Annotated in this window: 18 protein-coding genes; 9 read left to right on the top strand and 9 right to left on the bottom strand. The window is 43.8% G+C overall.

What is annotated here, in order from left to right:
- Window positions 1–111 precede the first annotated feature (111 nt).
- The 4 genes from OCU46_RS06820 to OCU46_RS06805 all read right to left on the bottom strand — a co-directional run bounded on the left by OCU46_RS06820 (window position 112) and on the right by OCU46_RS06805 (window position 4,174).
- Window positions 112–771 carry a hypothetical protein gene (locus OCU46_RS06820; RefSeq protein WP_141271311.1) on the bottom strand — a complete coding sequence of 220 codons (660 nt, stop codon included), beginning with the start codon at window positions 769–771 and terminating at the stop codon, window positions 112–114.
- A gap of 175 nt (window positions 772–946) precedes the next feature.
- On the bottom strand, window positions 947–2,953 hold the full coding sequence (gene prc, locus OCU46_RS06815) for a carboxy terminal-processing peptidase (protein ID WP_141271310.1): 2,007 nt from the start codon (window positions 2,951–2,953) through the stop codon (window positions 947–949).
- Window positions 2,954–2,971: 18 nt separating this feature from the next.
- Window positions 2,972–3,601 carry an RNA chaperone ProQ gene (gene proQ, locus OCU46_RS06810; protein WP_141271309.1) on the bottom strand — a complete coding sequence of 210 codons (630 nt, stop codon included), beginning with the start codon at window positions 3,599–3,601 and terminating at the stop codon, window positions 2,972–2,974.
- A gap of 99 nt (window positions 3,602–3,700) precedes the next feature.
- Window positions 3,701–4,174: a GAF domain-containing protein gene (locus OCU46_RS06805; RefSeq protein ID WP_141271480.1), complete on the bottom strand. Its 474-nt coding sequence runs from the start codon at window positions 4,172–4,174 to the stop codon at window positions 3,701–3,703.
- 179 nt (window positions 4,175–4,353) lie between these two features.
- On the opposite strand from OCU46_RS06805, the gene OCU46_RS06800 reads away from it, so the two are divergent.
- From OCU46_RS06800 to rsmF, 3 genes are all read left to right on the top strand, one after another.
- The gene (locus OCU46_RS06800; RefSeq protein ID WP_141271308.1) at window positions 4,354–5,628 is read left to right on the top strand and encodes a paraquat-inducible protein A; all 1,275 of its coding nucleotides are present in this window, start codon (window positions 4,354–4,356) and stop codon (window positions 5,626–5,628) included.
- A complete protein-coding gene (locus tag OCU46_RS06795; RefSeq protein WP_141271307.1) occupies window positions 5,625–8,267 on the top strand; it encodes a PqiB family protein in 2,643 nt (880 codons plus the stop codon). The genes OCU46_RS06800 and OCU46_RS06795 overlap by 4 nt, the downstream gene beginning before the upstream one ends.
- A gap of 122 nt (window positions 8,268–8,389) precedes the next feature.
- Window positions 8,390–9,820, top strand: coding sequence for a 16S rRNA (cytosine(1407)-C(5))-methyltransferase RsmF (gene rsmF / locus OCU46_RS06790; RefSeq protein WP_141271306.1), 1,431 nt, complete (start codon window positions 8,390–8,392; stop codon window positions 9,818–9,820).
- Between the two features lie 180 nt (window positions 9,821–10,000).
- Here the strand turns inward: rsmF and OCU46_RS06785 are convergent, their stop codons facing one another.
- Together OCU46_RS06785 and OCU46_RS06780 are read right to left on the bottom strand one after the other, a co-directional pair.
- The gene (locus OCU46_RS06785) at window positions 10,001–10,837 is read right to left on the bottom strand and encodes a CvfB family protein (protein ID WP_141271305.1); all 837 of its coding nucleotides are present in this window, start codon (window positions 10,835–10,837) and stop codon (window positions 10,001–10,003) included.
- A 105-nt stretch (window positions 10,838–10,942) separates the two neighbouring features.
- The gene (locus OCU46_RS06780; RefSeq protein ID WP_141271304.1) at window positions 10,943–11,812 is read right to left on the bottom strand and encodes a putative PEP-binding protein; all 870 of its coding nucleotides are present in this window, start codon (window positions 11,810–11,812) and stop codon (window positions 10,943–10,945) included.
- Between the two features lie 274 nt (window positions 11,813–12,086).
- Between OCU46_RS06780 and OCU46_RS06775 the strand changes: the two genes are divergently transcribed.
- Window positions 12,087–13,139: a 3-deoxy-7-phosphoheptulonate synthase gene (locus OCU46_RS06775; protein WP_141271303.1), complete on the top strand. Its 1,053-nt coding sequence runs from the start codon at window positions 12,087–12,089 to the stop codon at window positions 13,137–13,139.
- 13 nt (window positions 13,140–13,152) lie between these two features.
- Entirely contained in the window at window positions 13,153–13,635 is a 483-nt protein-coding gene (locus tag OCU46_RS06770) for a YajQ family cyclic di-GMP-binding protein (protein ID WP_141271302.1), read from the top strand.
- A 54-nt stretch (window positions 13,636–13,689) separates the two neighbouring features.
- On the opposite strand, the gene OCU46_RS06765 is transcribed toward OCU46_RS06770, so the two are convergent.
- From OCU46_RS06765 to OCU46_RS06755, 3 genes are all read right to left on the bottom strand, one after another.
- A complete protein-coding gene (locus OCU46_RS06765; RefSeq protein ID WP_141271301.1) occupies window positions 13,690–14,847 on the bottom strand; it encodes an MFS transporter in 1,158 nt (385 codons plus the stop codon).
- 164 nt (window positions 14,848–15,011) lie between these two features.
- Window positions 15,012–15,446 carry a thioredoxin TrxC gene (gene trxC, locus OCU46_RS06760; protein WP_141271300.1) on the bottom strand — a complete coding sequence of 145 codons (435 nt, stop codon included), beginning with the start codon at window positions 15,444–15,446 and terminating at the stop codon, window positions 15,012–15,014.
- 87 nt (window positions 15,447–15,533) lie between these two features.
- Window positions 15,534–16,478, bottom strand: coding sequence for a precorrin-2 dehydrogenase/sirohydrochlorin ferrochelatase family protein (locus OCU46_RS06755; protein ID WP_141271299.1), 945 nt, complete (start codon window positions 16,476–16,478; stop codon window positions 15,534–15,536).
- 446 nt (window positions 16,479–16,924) lie between these two features.
- Here OCU46_RS06755 and OCU46_RS06750 point away from each other — a divergent pair, with 446 nt between their 5' ends.
- From OCU46_RS06750 to OCU46_RS06735, 4 genes are all read left to right on the top strand, one after another.
- Window positions 16,925–17,953 (top strand): amino acid ABC transporter substrate-binding protein, encoded by a 1,029-nt coding sequence (locus OCU46_RS06750; RefSeq protein ID WP_141271298.1) that lies wholly within the window; start codon window positions 16,925–16,927, stop codon window positions 17,951–17,953.
- Window positions 17,954–18,024: 71 nt separating this feature from the next.
- Window positions 18,025–19,227 carry an amino acid ABC transporter permease gene (locus tag OCU46_RS06745; RefSeq protein WP_141271297.1) on the top strand — a complete coding sequence of 401 codons (1,203 nt, stop codon included), beginning with the start codon at window positions 18,025–18,027 and terminating at the stop codon, window positions 19,225–19,227.
- Window position 19,228: 1 nt separating this feature from the next.
- The gene (locus tag OCU46_RS06740; RefSeq protein WP_141271296.1) at window positions 19,229–20,326 is read left to right on the top strand and encodes an amino acid ABC transporter permease; all 1,098 of its coding nucleotides are present in this window, start codon (window positions 19,229–19,231) and stop codon (window positions 20,324–20,326) included.
- Between the two features lie 16 nt (window positions 20,327–20,342).
- Window positions 20,343–21,092, top strand: a complete 750-nt coding sequence (locus tag OCU46_RS06735; protein ID WP_141271295.1) for an amino acid ABC transporter ATP-binding protein — start codon at window positions 20,343–20,345, stop codon at window positions 21,090–21,092.
- The last annotated feature ends 178 nt before the right edge of the window (window positions 21,093–21,270 follow it).

The following is a 21,270-nucleotide window of genomic DNA, read 5'->3' as shown; positions in this document are numbered from 1 at the left end:
TAGCACTCATCCAGAGTTGTTTAATTAATACGACTCATTAATATCGTTAACCAATTAAACTTCAAAGCATAAAAAAGGCACCTAAACGGTGCCATATTCTTGAACCTATATTCATCGCATTCGTGCTAATTCTGCGTACATATCGGTTCCGGTTCCAGACAGAGTCAAGGTGTCATCATTTAGACTGTAGCTAGATTGTGTTTCGCCGTTTTCATACAGCAACACCAAGTGATCGTTTTCTATGTAATAGATGCCACGCTTGATCGACTCTTGTCCCTGCTCTCCGCTAGCACGAAACATGAACACAAAATCAGGCTGAAGTATCAGGTCAAGCTTTTGAACATTACTGGCTAGAATATCCTCGCCTGCCAATACCTGGCTCGACCAAATACCCGCTAAAGGTTTCGAGAGCGCTTTATGAAAGGTAATGCCATTAAGGTTCAGGCGATTGTGGGTCGTTTTGTACGCGTAGATTTGGGGAGTCGACGTATTCAGACCAAGTACTATGGTATCGTCACTGGCGTTGTACAGACCTTCCCAGCGTTCTACCGAATAATCTTTCTTCTGAATATCTATTGTGAAGTAGTAGTTTGAGTCAAAGCTTAATCGGATAGTTAAAAAGTTATCCTGTGTTGACTCTGGTGCCGGATTGGTAATAAACCATTCCCCTAGTAAGAAGGGATAATCAAAGCTCGGTTCTTTATTTTCACTAGCACCAACACTAAACGACTGTAGCGCGACCAAGAAGAAGATAAACAAAATTCTGCGCATCATTATTCCTTAGTTTTCCCCAAAACATTTAAAGCTTAGGTACTCTTCTACGATAATGCGAAGAATTTTGATCTAAATCACACTTTAAATTTCCAAAACCTATTCAGAGACGTAAAGTAACCACATAAAAAAAGGTGGCTAATAAGCCACCTATTCATTTTAGTTTTCAACAACACTAGCTGTTTGAGCTATCTGATAACATATCAACCATGATTGAAATCGATTCATCAAGATAAGCATCTGGCGCCTTATAATCACTTGGCACATCGTCGAGTGATTTAAAGGCCTCTTCACCATTCGCTTTTTGGCGCTCATTGATTCGCTCAAGGCGCAATACTTCGCGTTTCTCAGACTCTTGCTCACGGGTCTTAAGATTCAAAGAAAGCTCATTCGAGTCCTTCTCTTCTTTATAGCGAACTATATCGTCTTCGATGAAACCAAATTCCATGTCATTTTGAATACGCTTGACATGTTGGTCAGTCAATTTCTTGATCAGTGCCGATTCGTCACTCAGTTTAGTGTACTTAGCAGGCTCAATGCTATCCCAAGGTAGTGCATTATCTTCCACACTCTCACCTGTTTCAGCAGGGTCGATAGGTGTTGGATAATGAATGTCTGGGATCACGCCTTTGTTTTGCGTACTACCACCGTCAATTCTATAGAATTTTTGAATGGTGTATTGTACATATCCCAATTCGTTGTCAAACAAATCGTAAATATGATTCAACGAGCGATGCTGCTGTACCGTGCCTTTACCAAACGAATTTTCGCCAAGAATAACCGCACGTCCGTAATCTTGCATAGCTGCAGCAAAAATTTCAGACGCCGACGCACTGTAGCGATTAACCAGAACTGTCAATGGACCGTCATAACTAATGGCATTACCGTTGTCTGCATTAACATTGATACGGCCATAACTGTCTCTAACCTGGACGACTGGTCCACTGGTGATAAACAATCCAGAGAGTGCGGTTGCTTCACTCAATGCACCACCGCCGTTATTGCGTAGGTCCACTAAAATGCCGTCAACATTCTTCTCTTTAAGCTCAGTAATCAATTTGTCTGTATCTTTTGAAAGTCCCACGTAAAAACTTGGTACTTCAAGAACGCCAAATTTTTTACCGTCTTTTTCTATGATCTCAGACTTAACCGCTCTATCTTCTAAACGAACTTTATCGCGAACGATAGTAACAACGCGTGTTTTAGCATCTTTGCCTTCAGGCAAGATTTGCAGATTAACCTTGGTACCTTTTGGTCCCTTGATAAGGTCAACGACATCATCAAGACGCCAGCCAATAACATCGACTATCTCTTTACCATCTTGGCCAACACCAACAATTCGATCGCCTTCACCCAACTCTTTACTACCAGCGGCAGGACCACCAGCAACCAGTGAGCGAATAACCGTGTAATCATCCGTCATCTGCAACACGGCACCAATTCCCTCTAGAGATAGATTCATCTCTGATTGGAAAGTATCGGCATTACGTGGTGAAAGATAACTAGTATGAGGATCAACCTGACGAGCAAATGCGTTCATGTACAGCTGAAACACGTCTTCGCTTTGAGATTGTGAAATTCGCTTCATCGCATTGTTGTAGCGTTTCGTTAAAATCTCTTTGATTTCTGGCCATTCTTTGTCAGTCAGAGCCAAATTAAGCGCGTCGTACTTTACTCGCTTACGCCATAACTCATCAATTTCCTTTGAATCTGTCGGCCAAGCTTCTTCACTGCGGTCCAGCGCTATAGATTCATCAACATCAAACTTGATTTCATCATCAAGTAGCTCAAGAGCGTACGCGTAACGTTCAAAGCGCTTTCTCATTGAAATGTTATACATCTCAAAGGCAATGGTGTTATCACCCTCTTTTAGAGCATCATCAAGTTGGGGTCTATAGGTATCAAAACCATCTACTTCAGATTGAGTAAATAGATTGCGACTAAAATCCAACATATTCAGATATCGATCGAAAATCTCTGCTGAAAACTGGTCGTCTAATTTGAATTGCTTGTAATGAGAGCGAGTAAAACGTGAAGTCACTCGTTTAGCAGCAGTTTGGTGCTGAACTTCAGGGGTGAGAACAGGTAAGTCTTTTACCGTGAGGTTTGCTTCGACAGCATTTGCAGAGGCAGCTAGCATAACGCTAGCTGCAATCAGCGTAATCTTTGAACGCATTTTCATTCGCAGGATAAACTCCTTTTAAGCGCGAAGATGCTCCGCCTTAACGACCATTTGCAGGCCATTATTGAGTTGCACTCGCACATCATCCTTGTTTACTTCAACAATGGTCGCAGCCATGTTGCCTTTACCCATGTTAACATTCACATTGTTACCAACAGTAATTTCATCGTTGTTCAATGCGCGTGTTTCTACTGGGGCTTGCTTAGGTTGTTCTGCTCTTGGCTTAGGCTTGCGAGCCGGAGCTGCTTTTTTAGCTTGAGCGCGTTTTGCTTTTTGCTCTTCACGGGCTTTATCAGCCTGTTCTTTTCTGCGAGCCGCTACGCGAGCCTTGCTTTCAGCAAGTGCTTGTTGCGCATGGTCCACATGTTCTTGTTCTAGTACGCCACAGTCGTTGCCATCTAGGTCAACACGTACCGCACCAGCTTTAACGCCATGTAGGTAGCGCCAAGATGAAGTGTATTGTCTTAGTGCTGCTCTAAGTTGAGTCTTGCTCACTTTAGAATCTTCACTTAGACGTTCTGCTAAATCCTGAAAAATACCAATTTTCAGTGGCTTAGCTTCGCCTTCTAAAGTAAAGCACTTAGGGAAGCATTCGGCAATATAAGCAATCACTTCTTTACTGGTTTTTAATTTTTCGGTGTTTTCCATGCGGGTTCCTGATTAAACGCGACTCTTGCGCGAGATTCTCAATAATATTCAGCGCTATTATAAAGACATGACAAGTAAAAACCACTCCCGAGTGGTACTTTACTTAGAGTTAATTGGCTCATTGAGCATTTTTTCGACCATATCCATCAACAATACTAACCCTTGTTCGTCGATTTCGCTAAAGCGGTCATGTAGTGGACTGTCAATATCTAGAACACCAGCCACCTCTCCATTGATTGAAAATGGAATAACAATTTCTGAATTGCTGGCTGCATCACAGGCAATATGCCCCTCAAACTGGTGTACATCTTTAATGCGTTGAACCGTATTTGTTGCAGCTGCTGTACCACATACACCTTTACCCCAATTGATACGAACGCATGCAGGGTTACCCTGAAAAGGCCCTAGCACTAATTGATCGCCCTCTTTGAGATAGAAACCCACCCAATTGATATTCGCCAATTCCATATTTAGTACGGCGCTTATATTCGCTAGGTTTGCAACCAGGTTAGTTTCACCGCTAATTAATGCCTCAACCTGTAGCGTTACTCTTTGGTAGTCTTTGATGTCCACTTTTTTGTTACCTGTATTGAAATTGTAACCAAACTCTTTGAAATCCTTCACAATAGGACTCAATATCCAAGATTGCGTATATACTGCAAACTGTAACCGATAAATCATTGAATCTAAACCATCTACGCCAATAAATGTGCTAGCGTAGCTGTCGATATAATCTAGGTACGATAAACTGCATGGCCACAATCCACAATGCAATCACTACTAATTCCGAACTGCGCCTATGTCAGGGCTGCGGATTAGCCGTGTCTTCGACGCCTATCAATGATAATCAAGATGCGTATTGTCCCCGCTGTGAAACGCAACTCTATCGTGGACACAGACACTCTTGCTCCGGAGACGTTGCCCTTGCCACTGTGGGGCTTTTACTCTTTGTCCCTGTCGTCCTTTATCCTTTTCTATCAATACGCCTATTTGGCGAATACATAAGTGCCACACTGTTAGATGGCGTATTTCTGCTGATAGATGAAGGTTTTGCGTTTGTTGGCTTTCTAGTGCTTTTTTGCGGTTTCTTAGTGCCACTTGCTCACTGCGTTTGTGTACTTACAGGCAATCTGGCGCTAAAGAAGAACAATACCCCGTTAATGCGCTGGAGTATGTATGGCATTTATCATCTTAAGCATTGGATGATGATAGACGTATACATCGTCAGTATCGCCATCTGCTGTTTTAAACTTACCGATTACAGTGACCTTATCTTTGGCTTAGCACTTCCTGTGTTAGTGGTACTGCAGCTGGTATGCTTGGCATTAGTCATGCGCGTGAGCCCAAGAAAATATTGGCAAAGGCTAGATGAAATTCAAAGTCTAGAGCGCCCAGTTAGCGATACAGTAGACCTAAATGAACTACAAGATTGCCCACAGTGCCATTTAGTACAAACTGATACAGAACATTGCGTACGTTGCCATAACAAAATGAAGCGAACGCCCAAGCAGTCACTCCAAGCCACTTGGGCCTATCTTATCGTTGCCACTATTGCCCTAATTCCCGCTAATGTGATTCCAATATCAATATTGTTTACCAACGGTGCTCGCCTCGAGGATACGATTTTCTCTGGGGTTATATCCCTAGTAAACAATGACATGCTAGTGATAGCCATCATCATCTTTATTGCCAGTATTGTGGTCCCCGTTGCCAAGATACTCGGCATTCTCTATTTGTTACTTTGTATTCATTTCAAGCGCTCCGTTTTCCATAGACAACGTATGATGCTGTTTTATATAGTGAAATGGATAGGTAAATGGTCAATGGTAGATCTCTTTGTTATGTCTATCATGCTAACCTTAGTCGATAGAGGACAAGTACTTAATTTCACACCTGGCTACGGTGCGGTCGCATTTGGCATCGTGGTCGTCTTTACTATGTTTTCTGCAGATGCCTTAGATCCACGTTTGATTTGGAAAAACCATACTCACAAGCATTCAACCTCAACTGGTGACACTTTTTCATGACAGAGCAAAATCACTCATCCTTACCTAAACCAAAGGTAAAGCGCTCCACAGGACTCTCACCTCTTTGGGCCCTGCCTATTGTTGCGCTTCTGCTTGGTGGCTGGCTAATGTACAAAAGCATCAGCGAAGCTGGCCAGCAAGTTCGTATTCATTTTGCCAATGCTCAAGGGTTGATTGCAGGAAGAACGACGATACGCTTTCAAGGGTTGGAAGTTGGGATGGTGCGCAAGCTTGAGTTGGCAGAAGACCTCAATGGGATCTATGTAGATGCCGAGCTCTATTCTGATGCGCTGCAACTGTTAGGAGACGACACGCAATTTTGGCTAGTTAAACCAACAGCCAGCCTAACGGGTGTATCTGGATTAGATGCGCTAGTGTCAGGCAACTACATCGCCATACAAAGTGCTACCAAAGGGTTTAATAACCCACCAAAGGCATTCACCGCACTATCTAAGGCCCCTCAAGACTTACACAGTGGTAGTTCGGAAGGTTTACGCCTCACCCTCAGAAGTAAAGACCTTGGCTCAGTGAACGTAGGCTCTAAGATCCTATTTAGAAAAATACCCATCGGTGAGGTTTATAGCTTCAATCTCGATGAAGATGGTAAATCCGTTGTTCTAAGGGCTTATATAGACGAAGAGTATGACCATATCATTACTAGCGAAAGTCGTTTCTGGAATGTATCCGGCATCAATGCAAAAGTCGGCTTTGATGGCGTTGATGTCAGGGTTGAAAGCCTTGCTGCATTGATTGGTGGCGGAATAGCTGTTGACTCTCCTGCTCAAGGTACTCGAGTAGAATCTGATACAGAGTTTAGACTCTACCCTGACCTAGCTACGGCAGGTCGAGGCATTCCCATTAAGATAACCCTTCCAGACGACAACAATATCAATCCAACCGGTGCCCCTCTGATTTACCGAGGGATTGAAATCGGTCAAATTACCAATGTTCAACTTAGCAAGGATAGACTGGACATCATCGCCCAAGCAACGGTTGAACCTGCCTATCACGATCTGCTGAATTCAGGTTCTCAATTTCTACTCGAAGAAGCTTCTCTGTCATTGGCTGGTGTTGAAAACCTAGGTAACTTTGTAACAGGCAATTTCTTGACCTTACTCCCTGGTGAGGGAGAGGCTACTCGCTCATTCAAAGCCGTCAAACAAGACGAGCTTAATACTCAAGACAGCGGCAACTTAGCTTTGTCTTTGATGGCCGAGCATAGCTTTGGACTGGCCAATGGTTCAGCAGTACTTTACAAGGGCATTCAGGTTGGTCACGTTACGTCGTCACAATTACACGATCATGGTGTTAAGGTTAACGTACTGATTGACGCTCAATACCGCGCATTGGTACGCTCTAAAAACCGCTTCTTTGTATCAAGTTCCGTATCGGCAAGTTTTGATGCAAGCAATCTGAACGTTAACGTGCCTCCCCTACAGCACCTGTTAGCAGGAAGCATTAGCTTTATTCGAGAAGGTAATGAGTCTATAAACTCAAGCTACACACTCTATGCGAGTGAGGCGTTGGCGGAACTCGCCAAGCACACTAAATCTGGAAGCCAAGTGATTTCCCTTCTGGCTTCTGAAATGCCTCCAGTGAATGTTGGCACCCCTATCTTTTATAGAAATCTAGTCGTAGGAAAAGTATTGGATTATCAGTTAGGCCACTCTGGCATGGAAGTGAAAATAAAGCTCGACAACCAGTACCGTCACCTCATCAACGCTAATACTGTTTTTTGGAACCATTCAGGCGTAGAAATCGACGCAGGTCTATCGGGCGTGTCAGTTAAAGCAGCCCCATTAGCTAGAGTAATACAAGGAGGAATCGCTTTTGATACTCTGCCTGGTGTTGAGAGCAAACTCGGCAAGCACTATAAGCTTTACCCAAATCAAGATGATGCACGACAGTTTGGAAAAATCATTCGCATCAATGCCAGTGACAATGCCTCTGTTACCAAGGGAACCAAGCTCAAATATCAAGGTGTGGATGTTGGTGAGGTGACTCTCGTCTCTCCTCTATTTGAGAAGACTGGTGTTGAAATGCTTGCGCGCATCTACCCAGAGTATGTTTCCAAGATTGCGGTTAAGGGAACCCAACTATGGCTAGTGAGCCCAGAGATTAGCCTCAGTGGTGTTAAGAATTTAGCCAGTGCTATCATCCCTAGCATTGAAGTTAAACCTGGTAACGAAAGTGCCAAAAAAAATCAGTTTACTCTGCTTAAGAAAGCTCCTCTAGAAGATGGCGTGACTTTTTATCTGCAAAGTGAAGTTAAAGGCTCGGTTTCAAAGAATACCCCTATCCTCTATCGCGAAATGGAAGTCGGTTACGTAAGTGATGTTCAACTGGGTGAGCTTGCAGATCGAGTCATCATCACTATTAAGGTGGACAAAGACTACGCCTATTTAGTGAGACAAAACTCGCTGTTCTGGAATGTCTCAGGTCTTGACGTCTCTATCGGCTTAAGCGGTGCAAATGTGAAAGCTGGCACAGTAGATAGTCTTCTAAAGGGTGGTATCGCATTTACTACGCCGGAAGAGCAAAATTTACTACCAATGGCAGAAGAAGAGCGCTCTTTCTACTTGTATAAACAAGCAGAGCCGACTTGGCTAGAGTGGCGAACCGCTATTCCAAAACCATAGATAACATTTAGAGGCGAGTGAGCATCACTATCAACGCCTCTGTTCTATTTCGCTATACACTTCCAAGATAAGGCGAGCATTGCTACACTTCGCAGGCTCGCCTTTCTCATAGGAACCCTACCTTGCATCAAAACGTATATATCCCTGAGCAGTTTGTTCAACTGATGAAAGAACAAATGCCTAAACACCTAGATCTAGATGAATTGCTAGAGGCCTGTAAACGACCTCTAAAACGTAGCATTCGAGTCAATACACTGAAGATCTCCGTTGAAGACTTTAAAGCTCAGGCATTAGCAATGGGTTGGCAACTGACACCTGTACCTTGGTGCAGTGAAGGCTTTTGGCTTGATAACGTCGATGAGTCAACGACTTCACTTGGAAATACCAGCCAACACCTTGCGGGTCTGTTCTACATTCAAGAAGCCAGTTCTATGATGCCAGTCACTGCGTTGTTCGATGACCTCAACGTAGACTCTAATTTTCGTGTACTGGATATGGCCGCAGCTCCGGGCTCAAAAACCACGCAAATCGCAGCCAATATGGGTAAACAAGGTTTAGTGGTGGCTAACGAATTTTCAGCAAGCCGAGTCAAAATTCTATTTGGTAACTTAATGCGCTGTGGCATCGGCAATATGGCGATGACCAATTTTGATGCTCGTGTGTTTGGTCCTTGGCTCCCTGAAAAGTTTGATGCCATTTTGCTCGATGCACCTTGCTCTGGTGAAGGTTCTTTGCGTAAAGACGCAGACGCAATGAAGAATTGGAGTTTGTCTTCGGTTGAAGAGATTGCCAATACCCAACAAGACTTAATTGAAAGTGCCTTCCATGCCTTAAAGCCAGGAGGAACGCTGGTTTATTCTACCTGTACGCTAAATCGTCAAGAAAACCAGCAAGTGGTCGATCATCTGTTAGAAACCTTTCAAGGTGATATCGAAGTTGAATCCTTAGAGGGGCTTTTCCCCGAAGCTTCTCGATCACTCACCGCAGAAGGATATATTCACGTATACCCTCAAATCTATGACTGTGAAGGCTTTTTTATAGCCAAGTTTAAAAAGACGGGCTCAGCAGCAGCGCCAAAAGTGAAAAAACGTTTAGGGAAATTCCCGTTTCTGCGAATGTCCAATAAAGATAGTGACACCGTCACCAAGTCATTGTTTGACGCTTTAGGTATTCAGGTATCGGAGAATTACTCGCTATGGCAGCGCGACAATGAAATATGGTTGTTCCCCGTGCTGATAGAACCGCTACTCGACCAAATGCGTTTTCAGCGCATCGGTATCAAGCTTGCTGAGGCGCATAAGAAAGGTTATCGCTGGCAGCACCAAGGCGTAGTCGCAATGAGTCAACACAACGAAAGTAATGCCGTTGATCTAACGATCGATGATGCTCGTGAATGGTATATGGGGCGCGATATCCGTCCTGAGGTCCCTTCTAGTAAAGGCGAGGTACTGGTTCGCTACGATGGTGTGACCATAGGTATTGGAAAATGGGTTGGCAATCGCATAAAAAACGGATTGCCAAGAGAAATGGTTCGAGACAATAACTTGTTCTAATTCATAGAGATGAACTAGAAGCCTGCAGTTTAGCGTTTGAACAAAGGGGCTCTTATGTGGCAAGAGCGCCTTTGTGTACTAAACTTAACCCAATTAATCGGTTAGCGCAGGCTCTTACACAGAGCCATTCCCCTAAGCCTAGGTCAGGATAGCCTAGGCTATTTTTTGGCTAATAATAAGCTATTTTACTAGATGAATCCCATCAGCCTCAATGGTGATCAGGCCCGCTTTGTACAGCCCACCGATGGTCTTTTTAAATGTTCCTTTACTGGTGCGAAACACCTTAAAGATGGCATCAGGAGAAGACTTGTCGTTCAGTGGTAAGAAACCGTCTTTTTTATTCAGTAGATCGATCACTTTTTCACTAAGATCATCCATCTTAGCCACACCCACTTTCTGCAGCGACAGATCAATCTTGCCGTCTTCACGTACTTGCTTGATGTAGCCCTTAAGGCGCTTACCGATAAATAGCTTGCCAATCACATCTGAGCTAAAAATCATGCCCCAGTGCTCACCATTGATGATGGCCTTATAGCCCAAGTCACTGCGTTCAGCGATCAAGAGTTCTACTTGGTCGTTGGACTTATAATGGTGTGGCGTTTTATCAAGCCATTTATTGAACTTAGTGGTGCCTACGATACGGCCGCTAGCATTGTCCGTATAGACATACACCAAGATTGTTTGGCCTTCATTAAAACGCGCGCGCTGCTCACTGTAAGGGACAAGTAAATCTTTCTTTTCTATACCCCAGTTAACAAATGCACCCGTGCTGTTAATGCTGGTGATTTCCATCAAGCCCCACTCGCCTACTTGTGCGATTGGGTTTTCACGCGTTGCGCAAAGTTCGTTGTCGGAATCAAAATAAAGAAAAGCTTTAACTAACTGACCAACTTCAGGCTCCTCACTGAGCTGTTTTTTAGGCAAAAGTACACTTCCATAATCGTAAGCGTCTAAAAAAACACCAAAGTCAGTGATTTGGGTGATTTTAAGTGAGTTAAGTTGGCCAATTTTAATCATATTATTACTCGGTTTTTAGATATCGCGACGATTGTATTGCCTTACCCCAACAATACAAAGTCTTTTCTAATACTTTGCTCAATACAAAGCAGTAACCCTAGTCACTCAATCCAGATTAATAACGTCACATTGCGGGTGCTCAACTAAAAACTCTTGTAGCTTCGCTTTACTGACCAAGTCTTCGGTAACCAAAATTGCAGGCTTACGAGCCGCATTAGCTTGTGTTAGCACCAGTGACAGTAACTCAGTTACGGATTCATGCTCCACGTTGTAGCCAGATGACACCGCTTCGTTATTTCTGTCAACCCCAAGAGTGAGTTGAGTTAGAGAAGCAAGATCGATGCATACACCATCAAAATATTTTAATAGTCGCTCTGAAAGTAATACAGAAGACGGCGTATCTGCGCCAAATAGAACCTTAAGACCGTTTAACCCGCGAGGAAGACCCTGCTCCGCAAGATTATCAATGACCTTAGCTGCGTCACTTAAGCTACGCACAAACGGAACAACAATCTCTACGTCAATGCCCTGCTCTCTAAGCTCTTTAATAAACTGACACTCAACCGCAAAGCTCGCCTTATAAAAGCTAGAGGCATAGCGGGAAACACCGCGCATTCCGAGCATAGGATTTAGCTCTTTCTCTTCTAGGCTGCCGGCAATTAAAGTAGACAAAGAACTGCTATCGCAATTGCTCAATTGCACTCGAACGCGCTTATGCTCACCTAGCTTAAGATCTTTTGCCGTTTCGTTTAAAACTTCTAGATAGAACTCTCTTAGATCTTGACCATTCACCACCGCCTCAAGAGCCATTTTGTCCGCATCATTGAGTGTTGAGTCTTGGCCAATAAGCGCTGGGTGAAAGAAAACGCGCTCTTGAATTACGTCCCCAATCGACAGCAATACATGCTCTGCACCGTCGTTAACTTGTTGCAATGAAGTGCCTAAAAGAATTTCCGAATTTAGCGTGTTTGGCATTTGCGTCCCTTTCTAGATCTAAGTAGCTATTATCTGATTCAAAATACCACCTCACACCGACGATTCAAATACTTAACCGAAAATTTAGGTGAAGAAAAACACTCAACTCTCCCTTAACTTGACTGAGCATGTCTCTTACTCTTTATAAGCCTGTATAACGTGCAATTCTTAGGCAAATAACTAAGAATTTCTCGATTTTGGGGTATTGAAGTTTATTCCCTGTCGTAATTCCGCTATCTTTAGCCCAATTTCGCTATAAGAAGAAAACAAAATTATGTCTCTAAAAACTGATGAGTTGCGCACTCAACCACTCGGTCCAATGCCAACACCAGCTGAGTTATCTCAAAACCATCCTCTTACCGCTGATGTTGCAGCACGTATTGAAGAGTCTCGTCGTCAAATAGAAGCTATCCTAAAAGGCGAGGACAAACGACTACTGGTCATTGTTGGACCTTGTTCTATTCATGATACTGAAGCGGCCATGGATTACGCGGCTCGCTTAGCGGCGATTCAAGAGCAATACAAAGACCAATTGTTCATTGTTATGCGTACCTACTTTGAGAAACCTCGCACCATCGTCGGTTGGAAAGGTCTGATTACAGATCCAAATCTAGATGGCTCATACGCACTAGAAACTGGTTTGAACAAGGCGCGCAAACTTCTGCTAGACATCAACAAGCTAGGTCTAGCTACCGCAACTGAATTCTTAGACATGATTACAGGACAATACATTACTGACCTGATTTCATGGGGCGCGATTGGTGCTCGTACAACCGAGTCTCAAATCCACCGTGAAATGGCGTCTGCCCTTTCGTGTCCTGTGGGCTTCAAGAATGGCACCAACGGCAGTGTAAAAATTGCTATAGACGCAGTGCGCGCTTCTAAAGCATCACATTACTTCTATTCGCCAGACAAAAATGGTCGTATGACGGTATACCGCACCTCAGGTAACCCTCACGGTCATGTGATTCTGCGTGGTGGTGATACTGGTCCAAACTTTGATGCACAATCAATCGAAAGCGCTTGTGACGCTCTAGGTGAAGTAGGCTTGCCGAAACGACTTGTTGTAGATTTTAGTCACGCAAACTGCCAAAAGCAGCACCGTAAACAACTCGATGTGGCAAAAGAGATCGCAAGCCAGATTAAATCAGGCAGCACCTACGTTGCAGGCATCATGGCAGAGAGCTTTATTGAAGAAGGTAATCAGCCAATGGACGATCTTTCTGCATTACAGTACGGCAAATCAATCACTGATCCGTGCCTAAGCTGGGCACACACAGTAGAGATGCTGGATATTTTATCAGACGCTGTTAAAACTCAACTTTAAGGAGAAGAAGTAAATGCCTTCATTTGATATTGTTTCAGAAATCGAAGTTGTCGACGTAAGACACGCGGTAGAGAACGCAAACCGTGAGCTTTCTACCCGTTTTGATTTTAGAGGCGTACAAGCAAGTTTTGAATACAAAGACGAACAAGTAAAACTGACTGCTGAAGCTGAATTCCAGTTGCAACAAATGCGCGATATCTTGCGTGGCAACCTCACGCGACGTGGCGTTGACGTGAATACGATGGATGCACAAAAAGAAGAAGCATCTGGCAAAAACTGGTACCAAACCGTGCTATTTAAGCAAGGCATCGATAAAGAAATGGCAAAAAAGCTGGTTAAAGCAGTAAAGGATGCCAAGCTTAAAGTTCAAGCAAGCATTCAAGGCGAGAAAGTTCGCATTACGGGTAAAAAACGTGACGACCTACAATCGGCTATCGCACTGATCAAGAGCTCTGATCTTGGTCAGCCTTTCCAGTACGAGAACTTCAGAGACTAACGTCAAACAAAGTTCATAAATACCAACGAGGGCACAAGCCCTCGTTTTTTATGCCTAGCCTACCACCATCTGCTGTTTAGTTTTGCTTGCTGCTACTAGCATGTAAATACAGGTTGCTAAAAGCGCGGCAAATAAATAACCTAATAGACCATGTACTTGAGAGAGAAACCCATCAGCCACAACGGGCCCTGCAACAGAGCCAATACTGTAGCTAAATAGCATTACTTGTGTTGCTGACACAATAAAGCGCTCATCAAGCTTTTCGCATCCTAGATTTATTGCGACTGGATAAATACCAAATGTTGCCATCCCTAATAAAAATAGGGATCCAGCCAACAACGCTACCGATGATGAAACAAACGTCAAGCCGATAGCAAACATTCCTAGCATACACAGTAGAGCCATTAACATAATGCGGCTCATGAATTTATTAAGCTGGCTAACCAAAGGCTGAACCAACATCCCCCCTAAGATCACTAATGCCATCAAACTGCCTATATCAGTGTGGTCAATTTTACGATTAGTCAGTTCTAACGGCATTAACCCGTAAATGGCTCCCAATGTCAGACCCGAGACAACACAACCGATAATTGCCGCATGGTTGAGTCTCGAAATTTGTTTTATTGAGAGTGCTGCCGACTCTTCGCTATTGGGTTGTGTACAGGCAACAAACTTTAATACCAAAACAGCTACTACTATTGGCGAAACAATCGCAACAAACGGTGTAACTCCATCAACGCCGAAAACGCCAATTCCAAGCTGTCCAAAAGCAGAGCCCCCATACAGTGAAAGCATATAGAGACTCAATCTCTTCATTCGAGACTCTTCATCGCCAGACATTAGCCAAGACTCAACGATGACAAAGATTCCCGCAACCGCAACACCTGCAATAAAACGTGCAACTAACCAAACCAAGCCATTGGTAAACATAGGTAACGCTATAACCGTTAAGGCAAATGTTACTAAGCACCCTATGAAAGCGCGTCTATGCCCTACCTTGTGAATGATACGCTCAACAATGACGGCACCGAATAATAAGCCTGCATAAAAAGCACTCGCAAGCCAACTTGCATAGTGCATTGGAATACTAAAACGACTCAACATAAGAGGAATTACGCTCATTAAATAGCCCGATGCCACTGCGTAAAATGTCAATGCGATAACAGGTACGGTGATGCGAGATACACCTTCAGGAAGAAGTGCTTTTTCCAATGTCTTGCGCCTAGGTTTATTGTTAATAAGGAAGGATTCAAGGCGCGAATATGGGATTATTCTAAAGATTAGTAAAACAATTAATTTTTACAGTATCGATAAAAGTTTTTAATCGTGTTCTAGACGGAGAAACGCCCGAAAATTGATATTGCGGGCGCTGATGGTTATTTGGTAAGTGCTTGATTTAACCACTGATCAAACTGAGATTTGGGTAAGGCACCACTTAGCATATCTACGCGCTGTCCTTTCTTAAACACCATAACGGTTGGAATGCTTCTGATTTGAAATTGAGCCGCTAACTGCTGCTGAGCCTCTGTATCAATCTTGACGCAGCGCACCAAACCTTCACGCTCTTTCGCCACATCAGCAAAGACTGGCGCAAACCCTACACACGGATTACACCAAGGTGCCCAAAAATCAACGACTATGGGTGTATCGCCTTGTAGCAAAGCTGCAAAGTTTTCGCTGGTTCCCTCAATGGGAGCACCATCAAGTAACGCTTGTTTGCACTTACCACATTTAGCGCCCTCTGAAACTCGTTCACTAGGAATTCGGTTTAAACCGCCACACGAAGGACAGCGGGTTTTAAATGATGACATAACTTCCTCATTTCTTTTGATTAATTGTTTCAAGGCTTTGGAGGTACCTATTGAGCTAGCTAGCAGTAAGCTGCTCTGTGTAATTCGCTACCTCGCGTACCCTAATACTTCTATAGGTCCGCAACATAAAGAAAGCTCTGACAGTAGCGCCTTGTTTGCTTCTGGAAGCAATACCACCACTGAGCGGAGCTGCTTCTGTTGTTCCTCTAGTAACTTTTTAAGTTCAGCTACCTCACGCCATGAAATCCGCTCAGCGTCTCTTCGGCAACTCTCTGCAAATACTGCATCTAGCTCATGATAAAACAGCACCATTTCCGACGACTGCATTAGACGCAAGGCTTTGAGAGTAAGCATTTCAAAGTCACTGCCCGTTTCTATCCAACTTACCGAGTAACTAGGTTCGAACTGTTTGCTGGTTAGCATATTTTCATAGCAAGCTTGTAGCTCTGATTTTAACTCTGAGGTTTTTACCTCAGGTGCCTCGAAGAAGTACTCCCAGAACAATCGCCTGCGGGTCACATCGGGTAATCTCGACTTAATATCGGCGCGTTTAGACGCTGCAAAATCTGCCAATAGACCTAAATTTTGCGGTAAAACCGCCTCAAAGGTACGCCTTAAGTTACGAATTAATACAGGCGAACTGCCACCACTTGAAAACGCCACCTGAATTCGTCCGCGATTAATCATTGAGGGGGTAATAAAGTCGCAATACTCAGTGTCATCAACCACATTAACCATAATGCCTGCTCTTTTCGCATCGGCATGCACTCTATGGTTGAGCTCTGGATTGTCTGTTGTAGCCCAAATCTGTATGAATTCTTCGATGAGTTCTTGTTGATAAAAGCCTTTTATCCAACTGAGCTTCTCCTGTTCATACAAAGACAGTAAAAAAGGCTCCAATGTCGGTGACACTACTGAGACAAAAGCGCCCGCTTTGAGCAGGCTCTCTACTTTTCTGCTCGCTACTTCCCCCCCACCGACAACCAAAACTGGTTTGTGATAGAGATCATAAAACAGAGGAAAATATCGCATTTTGTTCCTTAAATGTTAATTCACCAAGCTAGATTCGAGTCACTATTTTGGTGCGTACAAAAATTTACACAGCTGACTGTGACATTGTAAAGCTCCGTAATATTTAAATCATCATGATCATACACCAGCTTAACTGCAAAATTCAGCATAAAGCACCGGCTTAGCCATGTATATTAGGAATTATCTCCGAATCACCAAAGTTACACAATGTTGCACTATTTACAAACTGACAACATTTAGTCATTCTAAAGTGGCTGGTTAAGAGTAAATCACAATTTGTAATTAATTGAGATACTTAGCAACCTCAACTACTTTGTATACGGGTGTAAAAAATATGCCCCAATTTAGTGAATCGTACAATCAAATTCACAATTAATGCAGAAATGCAAAGTCGTACTAGGTGATGCCTCATCACCCATGGATTTTAAAAGAAAGGATACGAATAGATGGCGAATAAACTCACAATTCTAGCTTCAGTAATAGCTGCATCATCAGCTGTAGTAGCGACGTCTGCATCAGCAGCAGATAGCACGCTAGACAAAGTATTGGCTGCAGGCTCTCTCACCTGTGGTGTGAGCACCGGCCTTCCAGGCTTTTCGAACCCTAACTCAAAAGGCGAGTGGGAAGGTATCGATGTTGAGTACTGTCAAGCGCTTGCTGCCGCAGTTCTAGGCGACAAAACTAAGGTCAAGTACGTACCACTAACAGCAAAAGAGCGTTTTACCGCGCTTCAATCTGGTGAGATCGACGTACTGTCTCGTAACACGACTTGGACTCAGCACCGTGATACAGCACTAGGTCTTAACTTCGTAGGTGTTAACTACTACGATGGTCAAGGCTTCATGGTTAAGAAAGATCTCGGTGTTTCTAGTGCCAAAGAACTTGATGGTGCTGCGGTATGTGTACAGTCGGGTACAACAACCGAGCTGAACCTTGCCGATTACTTCCGTGCAAGCGGTATGGAATACAAGCCAGTCGTATTTGATACGGCAGCTCAGACCTCTGCAGGTTTCGACGCAGGACGCTGTGATGTACTAACGACTGACCAATCTGGCCTATACGCACTTCGTCTAAACCTTAAAGACCCTTCTTCTGCGGTCGTATTACCAGAAATCATTTCTAAAGAGCCTCTAGGCCCTGTTGTTCGTCAAGGCGACGACAAGTGGTTCAACGTTGCTAAATGGACGCTTTCTGCAATGATCAACGCTGAAGAGTATGGTATCTCATCTAAGAATGCCGATGAAATGTTGAAATCTTCGGATCCAAACGTTAAGCGTATCCTTGGTGTTGACGGTCCTAAAGGTACAGCACTAGGCATCAAAGACGACTGGGGTTATCAAGTTATTAAACAAGTGGGTAACTACGGCGAAAGCTTCGAACGTACTGTTGGTACAGGCTCCCCTCTACAGATTAGCCGTGGTGTGAACGCACTATGGAATGCGGGTGGCTTTATGTACGCGCCACCAATGCGTTAATCCTGAAGTTGTAACCTAAGGGCGGCCTCGCCGCCCTTTTGTTTAAATGGATTTAATTAAAGGTTAGTTGTATGACGCCACCGAAAGTAAACCCCGCCGGAGCGAATTCGGCATCAAAAAGTTCCAACCTCCTCTACAATCCCACCTTCCGAGCCATCGCCTTCCAGGTTATCGCTGTACTTGGACTAGTTTGGTTCTTCTATACCATAGTCAACAATGCATTGAGCAATTTGGATGCACGTGGTATCGCGACGGGATTTGATTTCTTATCAAAAGAAGCTGGTTTTGGTATTGGACTGCACCTCGTCGAATATGACGAGACTTACAGTTACGGTCGAACCTTTATTGTTGGCCTACTAAACACCGCTTTGGTTGCCGTATTGGGGATCTTTTTCGCTACAATACTTGGTTTTATCATGGGTGTTGCTCGCCTATCGAGCAACTGGCTGGTAAGCCGCTTAGCCGCAGTGTATATCGAGATATTTCGTAACATTCCGTTGTTACTACAAATCTTCTTCTGGTATTTCGCTGTATTGCAGGCGCTCCCATCACCGAGACAAAGCTTGAGCCTCGGAGAAGCCATATTCTTAAACGTGCGCGGCTTGTTTATGCCCGCTCCTGTTTTCAATGAAGGTAGTGGCATCGTTATCGGCGCATTAGTGATTGCGATCATCGCGTCAATCGTTATTGCAATTTGGGCTAAGAACAAACAAAAATTGACAGGTCAGCAGACCCCTGTGGGTCGAATTTCTGTCGGCCTAATCATCGTGCTTCCGTTGATTGCATATTTCATTGCAGGTATGCCAATCAGCACCGAATACCCTGAACTTAAAGGATTTAACTTTAAGGGCGGTATCAGTATCATTCCAGAACTTGCAGCCCTTACTCTCGCACTGAGTATTTATACGGCTTCATTTATTGCCGAAATCGTGCGTTCAGGTATCAACGCCGTTAGCCACGGTCAAACTGAAGCGGCGATGTCACTGGGCTTGCCTCGTACTCGTACGTTGCGTTTAGTCGTTATTCCGCAAGCATTGCGAATCATCATTCCGCCACTGACTAGCCAATATCTTAACCTGACGAAAAACTCTTCTCTTGCTATGGCAATTGGTTACCCGGATCTTGTGTCGGTATTTGCGGGCACGACACTGAATCAGACGGGTCAGGCTATCGAAATCATCGCAATGACAATGGGTGTCTACCTGACATTGAGTCTACTGACCTCTCTAATCATGAATATCTACAACAGAAAAGTAGCGCTGGTGGAGAGATAATATGAGCATACATCAATTTCAACCTGATCTTCCGCCACCGTCTAGTTCTGTAGGTGTTGTAGGTTGGTTACGTAAAAACTTATTCAGTTCACCATTAAACTCTATCGTTTCCGTGATATTGGGCTATCTCGCCTTCTTACTTATCAGTAACGTTGTGAGCTGGGCATTTTTAAATGCTGATTGGGTCGGTACCACTCGTGATGACTGCACCAGTGCAGGTGCATGTTGGGTATTTATTAGCGTACGTTGGGAGCAGTTCATGTACGGCTTCTACCCTGAAGCTGAACTTTGGCGCCCTCGCCTATTTTACGCAACACTTGCACTGTTTGTTGCTGCATTAATCTATGAAAAAACACCTAAGAGAACGTGGATTTGGTTATTCTTCGTTAACGTCTATCCGTTTATCATTGCAGCCTTGCTGTACGGCGGTATATTTGGGTTAGAGGTAGTAGAAACTCACAAATGGGGCGGCTTGTTAGTTACTCTGATCATCGCACTTGTGGGTATTGTGGTTTCACTTCCTATCGGTGTGGTACTGGCGCTAGGTCGTCGCTCTGAGATGCCCATCATTCGCAGCATGTGTACGGTTTACATCGAAGTTTGGCGTGGCGTACCGCTGATCACTGTTCTATTTATGGCTTCGGTAATGCTGCCTTTATTCCTATCCGAAGGAATGGAGACAGATAAACTGATTAGAGCCCTGATTGGTGTGGTCATGTTTAGTGCTGCATATATGGCAGAGGTTATTCGTGGTGGTCTACAAGCTATTCCAAAAGGGCAATATGAAGCGGCTGATGCGTTAGGGCTCACATATTGGAAGAAAATGCGTTTAATCATTCTTCCTCAAGCGCTTAAGATTACCATTCCTTCGATTGTAAATACCTTCATTGGTTTGTTTAAAGACACAAGTCTAGTTCTCATCATCGGTATGTTTGATGTTCTAGGTATTGGTCAATCCGCAAATACCGACCCTGAGTGGCTTGGTTTTGCTATCGAAAGTTATGTATTTGTCGCGTTAGTGTTCTGGGTATTTTGTTTTGGCATGTCGAGATACTCGATATGGCTAGAGAACAAACTTCACACCGGTCACAAACGATAATTATCAAGGACGTATTATGACGCAACAACAAGATTACATGATCCAGTTGAAGGACATGAACAAGTGGTACGGTGAGTTTCACGTACTAAAGAACATTAACCTTGAAGTTAAAAAAGGCGAGAAAATCGTTATCTGTGGCCCATCGGGCTCGGGTAAATCGACAATGATACGCTGTATTAACCGCTTGGAAGAGCATCAACAAGGGCATATTTTTGTGTCCGGTACTGAGCTGACTGAAGATTTAAAAAACATCGAAGCTGTACGTAAAGAAGTGGGAATGTGTTTTCAGCACTTTAACCTGTTCCCACACCTAACCGTTCTAGAGAACTGTACGCTTGCTCCAATTTGGGTTAAGAAAATGCCTAAAGAAGAAGCTGAGAAAATAGCGATGAAATACCTAGAGCGCGTTAAGATCCCTGAGCAGGCAGACAAGTACCCAGGTCAGCTCTCCGGTGGTCAGCAGCAACGTGTAGCGATCGCACGCTCTCTTTGCATGAACCCTCAGGTAATGCTATTTGATGAACCAACATCTGCACTCGACCCAGAGATGGTACGTGAAGTATTGGACGTTATGGTTGAGTTGGCTGATGAAGGTATGACAATGCTGTGTGTAACGCACGAGATGGGCTTTGCTAAAGAAGTGGCCGATCGGGTTATATTCATGGATGCGGGAGAAATTATAGAAGAAAATAACCCTGTAGATTTCTTCGAGAACCCACAATCGGATCGTACCCAAAACTTCTTATCGCAAATACTGCACCACTAACGGCAGTTTTCACGTAGAATAAAGGGTAGCGTTGCTGCCCTTTTTACTGTGCATTAGCATTATGCTTACTTATTGTTACACTTTACGGTTCACTCAGTAACGTTATTTGCTTAATATCAAGTTGGCTTAGGCGAATGTCATACTTGAAAAATGGAACTTTTCGCCACATATATATACT

It is taken from the genome of Vibrio comitans, assembly GCA_024346835.1.
Lineage (GTDB): Bacteria > Pseudomonadota > Gammaproteobacteria > Enterobacterales > Vibrionaceae > Vibrio > Vibrio comitans.
Note: the sequence above shows the minus strand (reverse complement) of the source record. Positions and strands in the feature narration are given on the sequence as shown.

Coding starts and splice junctions, on each gene's coding strand:
- OCU46_RS06775 (WP_141271303.1), top strand. CDS start 12,087: ATGTCTCTAAAAACTGATGAGTTGCGCACTCAACCACTCGGTCCAATG.
- OCU46_RS06820 (WP_141271311.1), bottom strand. CDS start 771: ATGCGCAGAATTTTGTTTATCTTCTTCTTGGTCGCGCTACAGTCGTTT.
- proQ (WP_141271309.1), bottom strand. CDS start 3,601: ATGGAAAACACCGAAAAATTAAAAACCAGTAAAGAAGTGATTGCTTAT.
- OCU46_RS06750 (WP_141271298.1), top strand. CDS start 16,925: ATGGCGAATAAACTCACAATTCTAGCTTCAGTAATAGCTGCATCATCA.
- OCU46_RS06755 (WP_141271299.1), bottom strand. CDS start 16,478: ATGCGATATTTTCCTCTGTTTTATGATCTCTATCACAAACCAGTTTTG.
- OCU46_RS06795 (WP_141271307.1), top strand. CDS start 5,625: ATGACAGAGCAAAATCACTCATCCTTACCTAAACCAAAGGTAAAGCGC.
- OCU46_RS06785 (WP_141271305.1), bottom strand. CDS start 10,837: ATGATTAAAATTGGCCAACTTAACTCACTTAAAATCACCCAAATCACT.
- trxC (WP_141271300.1), bottom strand. CDS start 15,446: ATGTCATCATTTAAAACCCGCTGTCCTTCGTGTGGCGGTTTAAACCGA.
- OCU46_RS06770 (WP_141271302.1), top strand. CDS start 13,153: ATGCCTTCATTTGATATTGTTTCAGAAATCGAAGTTGTCGACGTAAGA.
- OCU46_RS06800 (WP_141271308.1), top strand. CDS start 4,354: ATGGCCACAATCCACAATGCAATCACTACTAATTCCGAACTGCGCCTA.
- OCU46_RS06780 (WP_141271304.1), bottom strand. CDS start 11,812: ATGCCAAACACGCTAAATTCGGAAATTCTTTTAGGCACTTCATTGCAA.
- OCU46_RS06745 (WP_141271297.1), top strand. CDS start 18,025: ATGACGCCACCGAAAGTAAACCCCGCCGGAGCGAATTCGGCATCAAAA.
- prc (WP_141271310.1), bottom strand. CDS start 2,953: ATGAAAATGCGTTCAAAGATTACGCTGATTGCAGCTAGCGTTATGCTA.
- OCU46_RS06740 (WP_141271296.1), top strand. CDS start 19,229: ATGAGCATACATCAATTTCAACCTGATCTTCCGCCACCGTCTAGTTCT.
- OCU46_RS06735 (WP_141271295.1), top strand. CDS start 20,343: ATGACGCAACAACAAGATTACATGATCCAGTTGAAGGACATGAACAAG.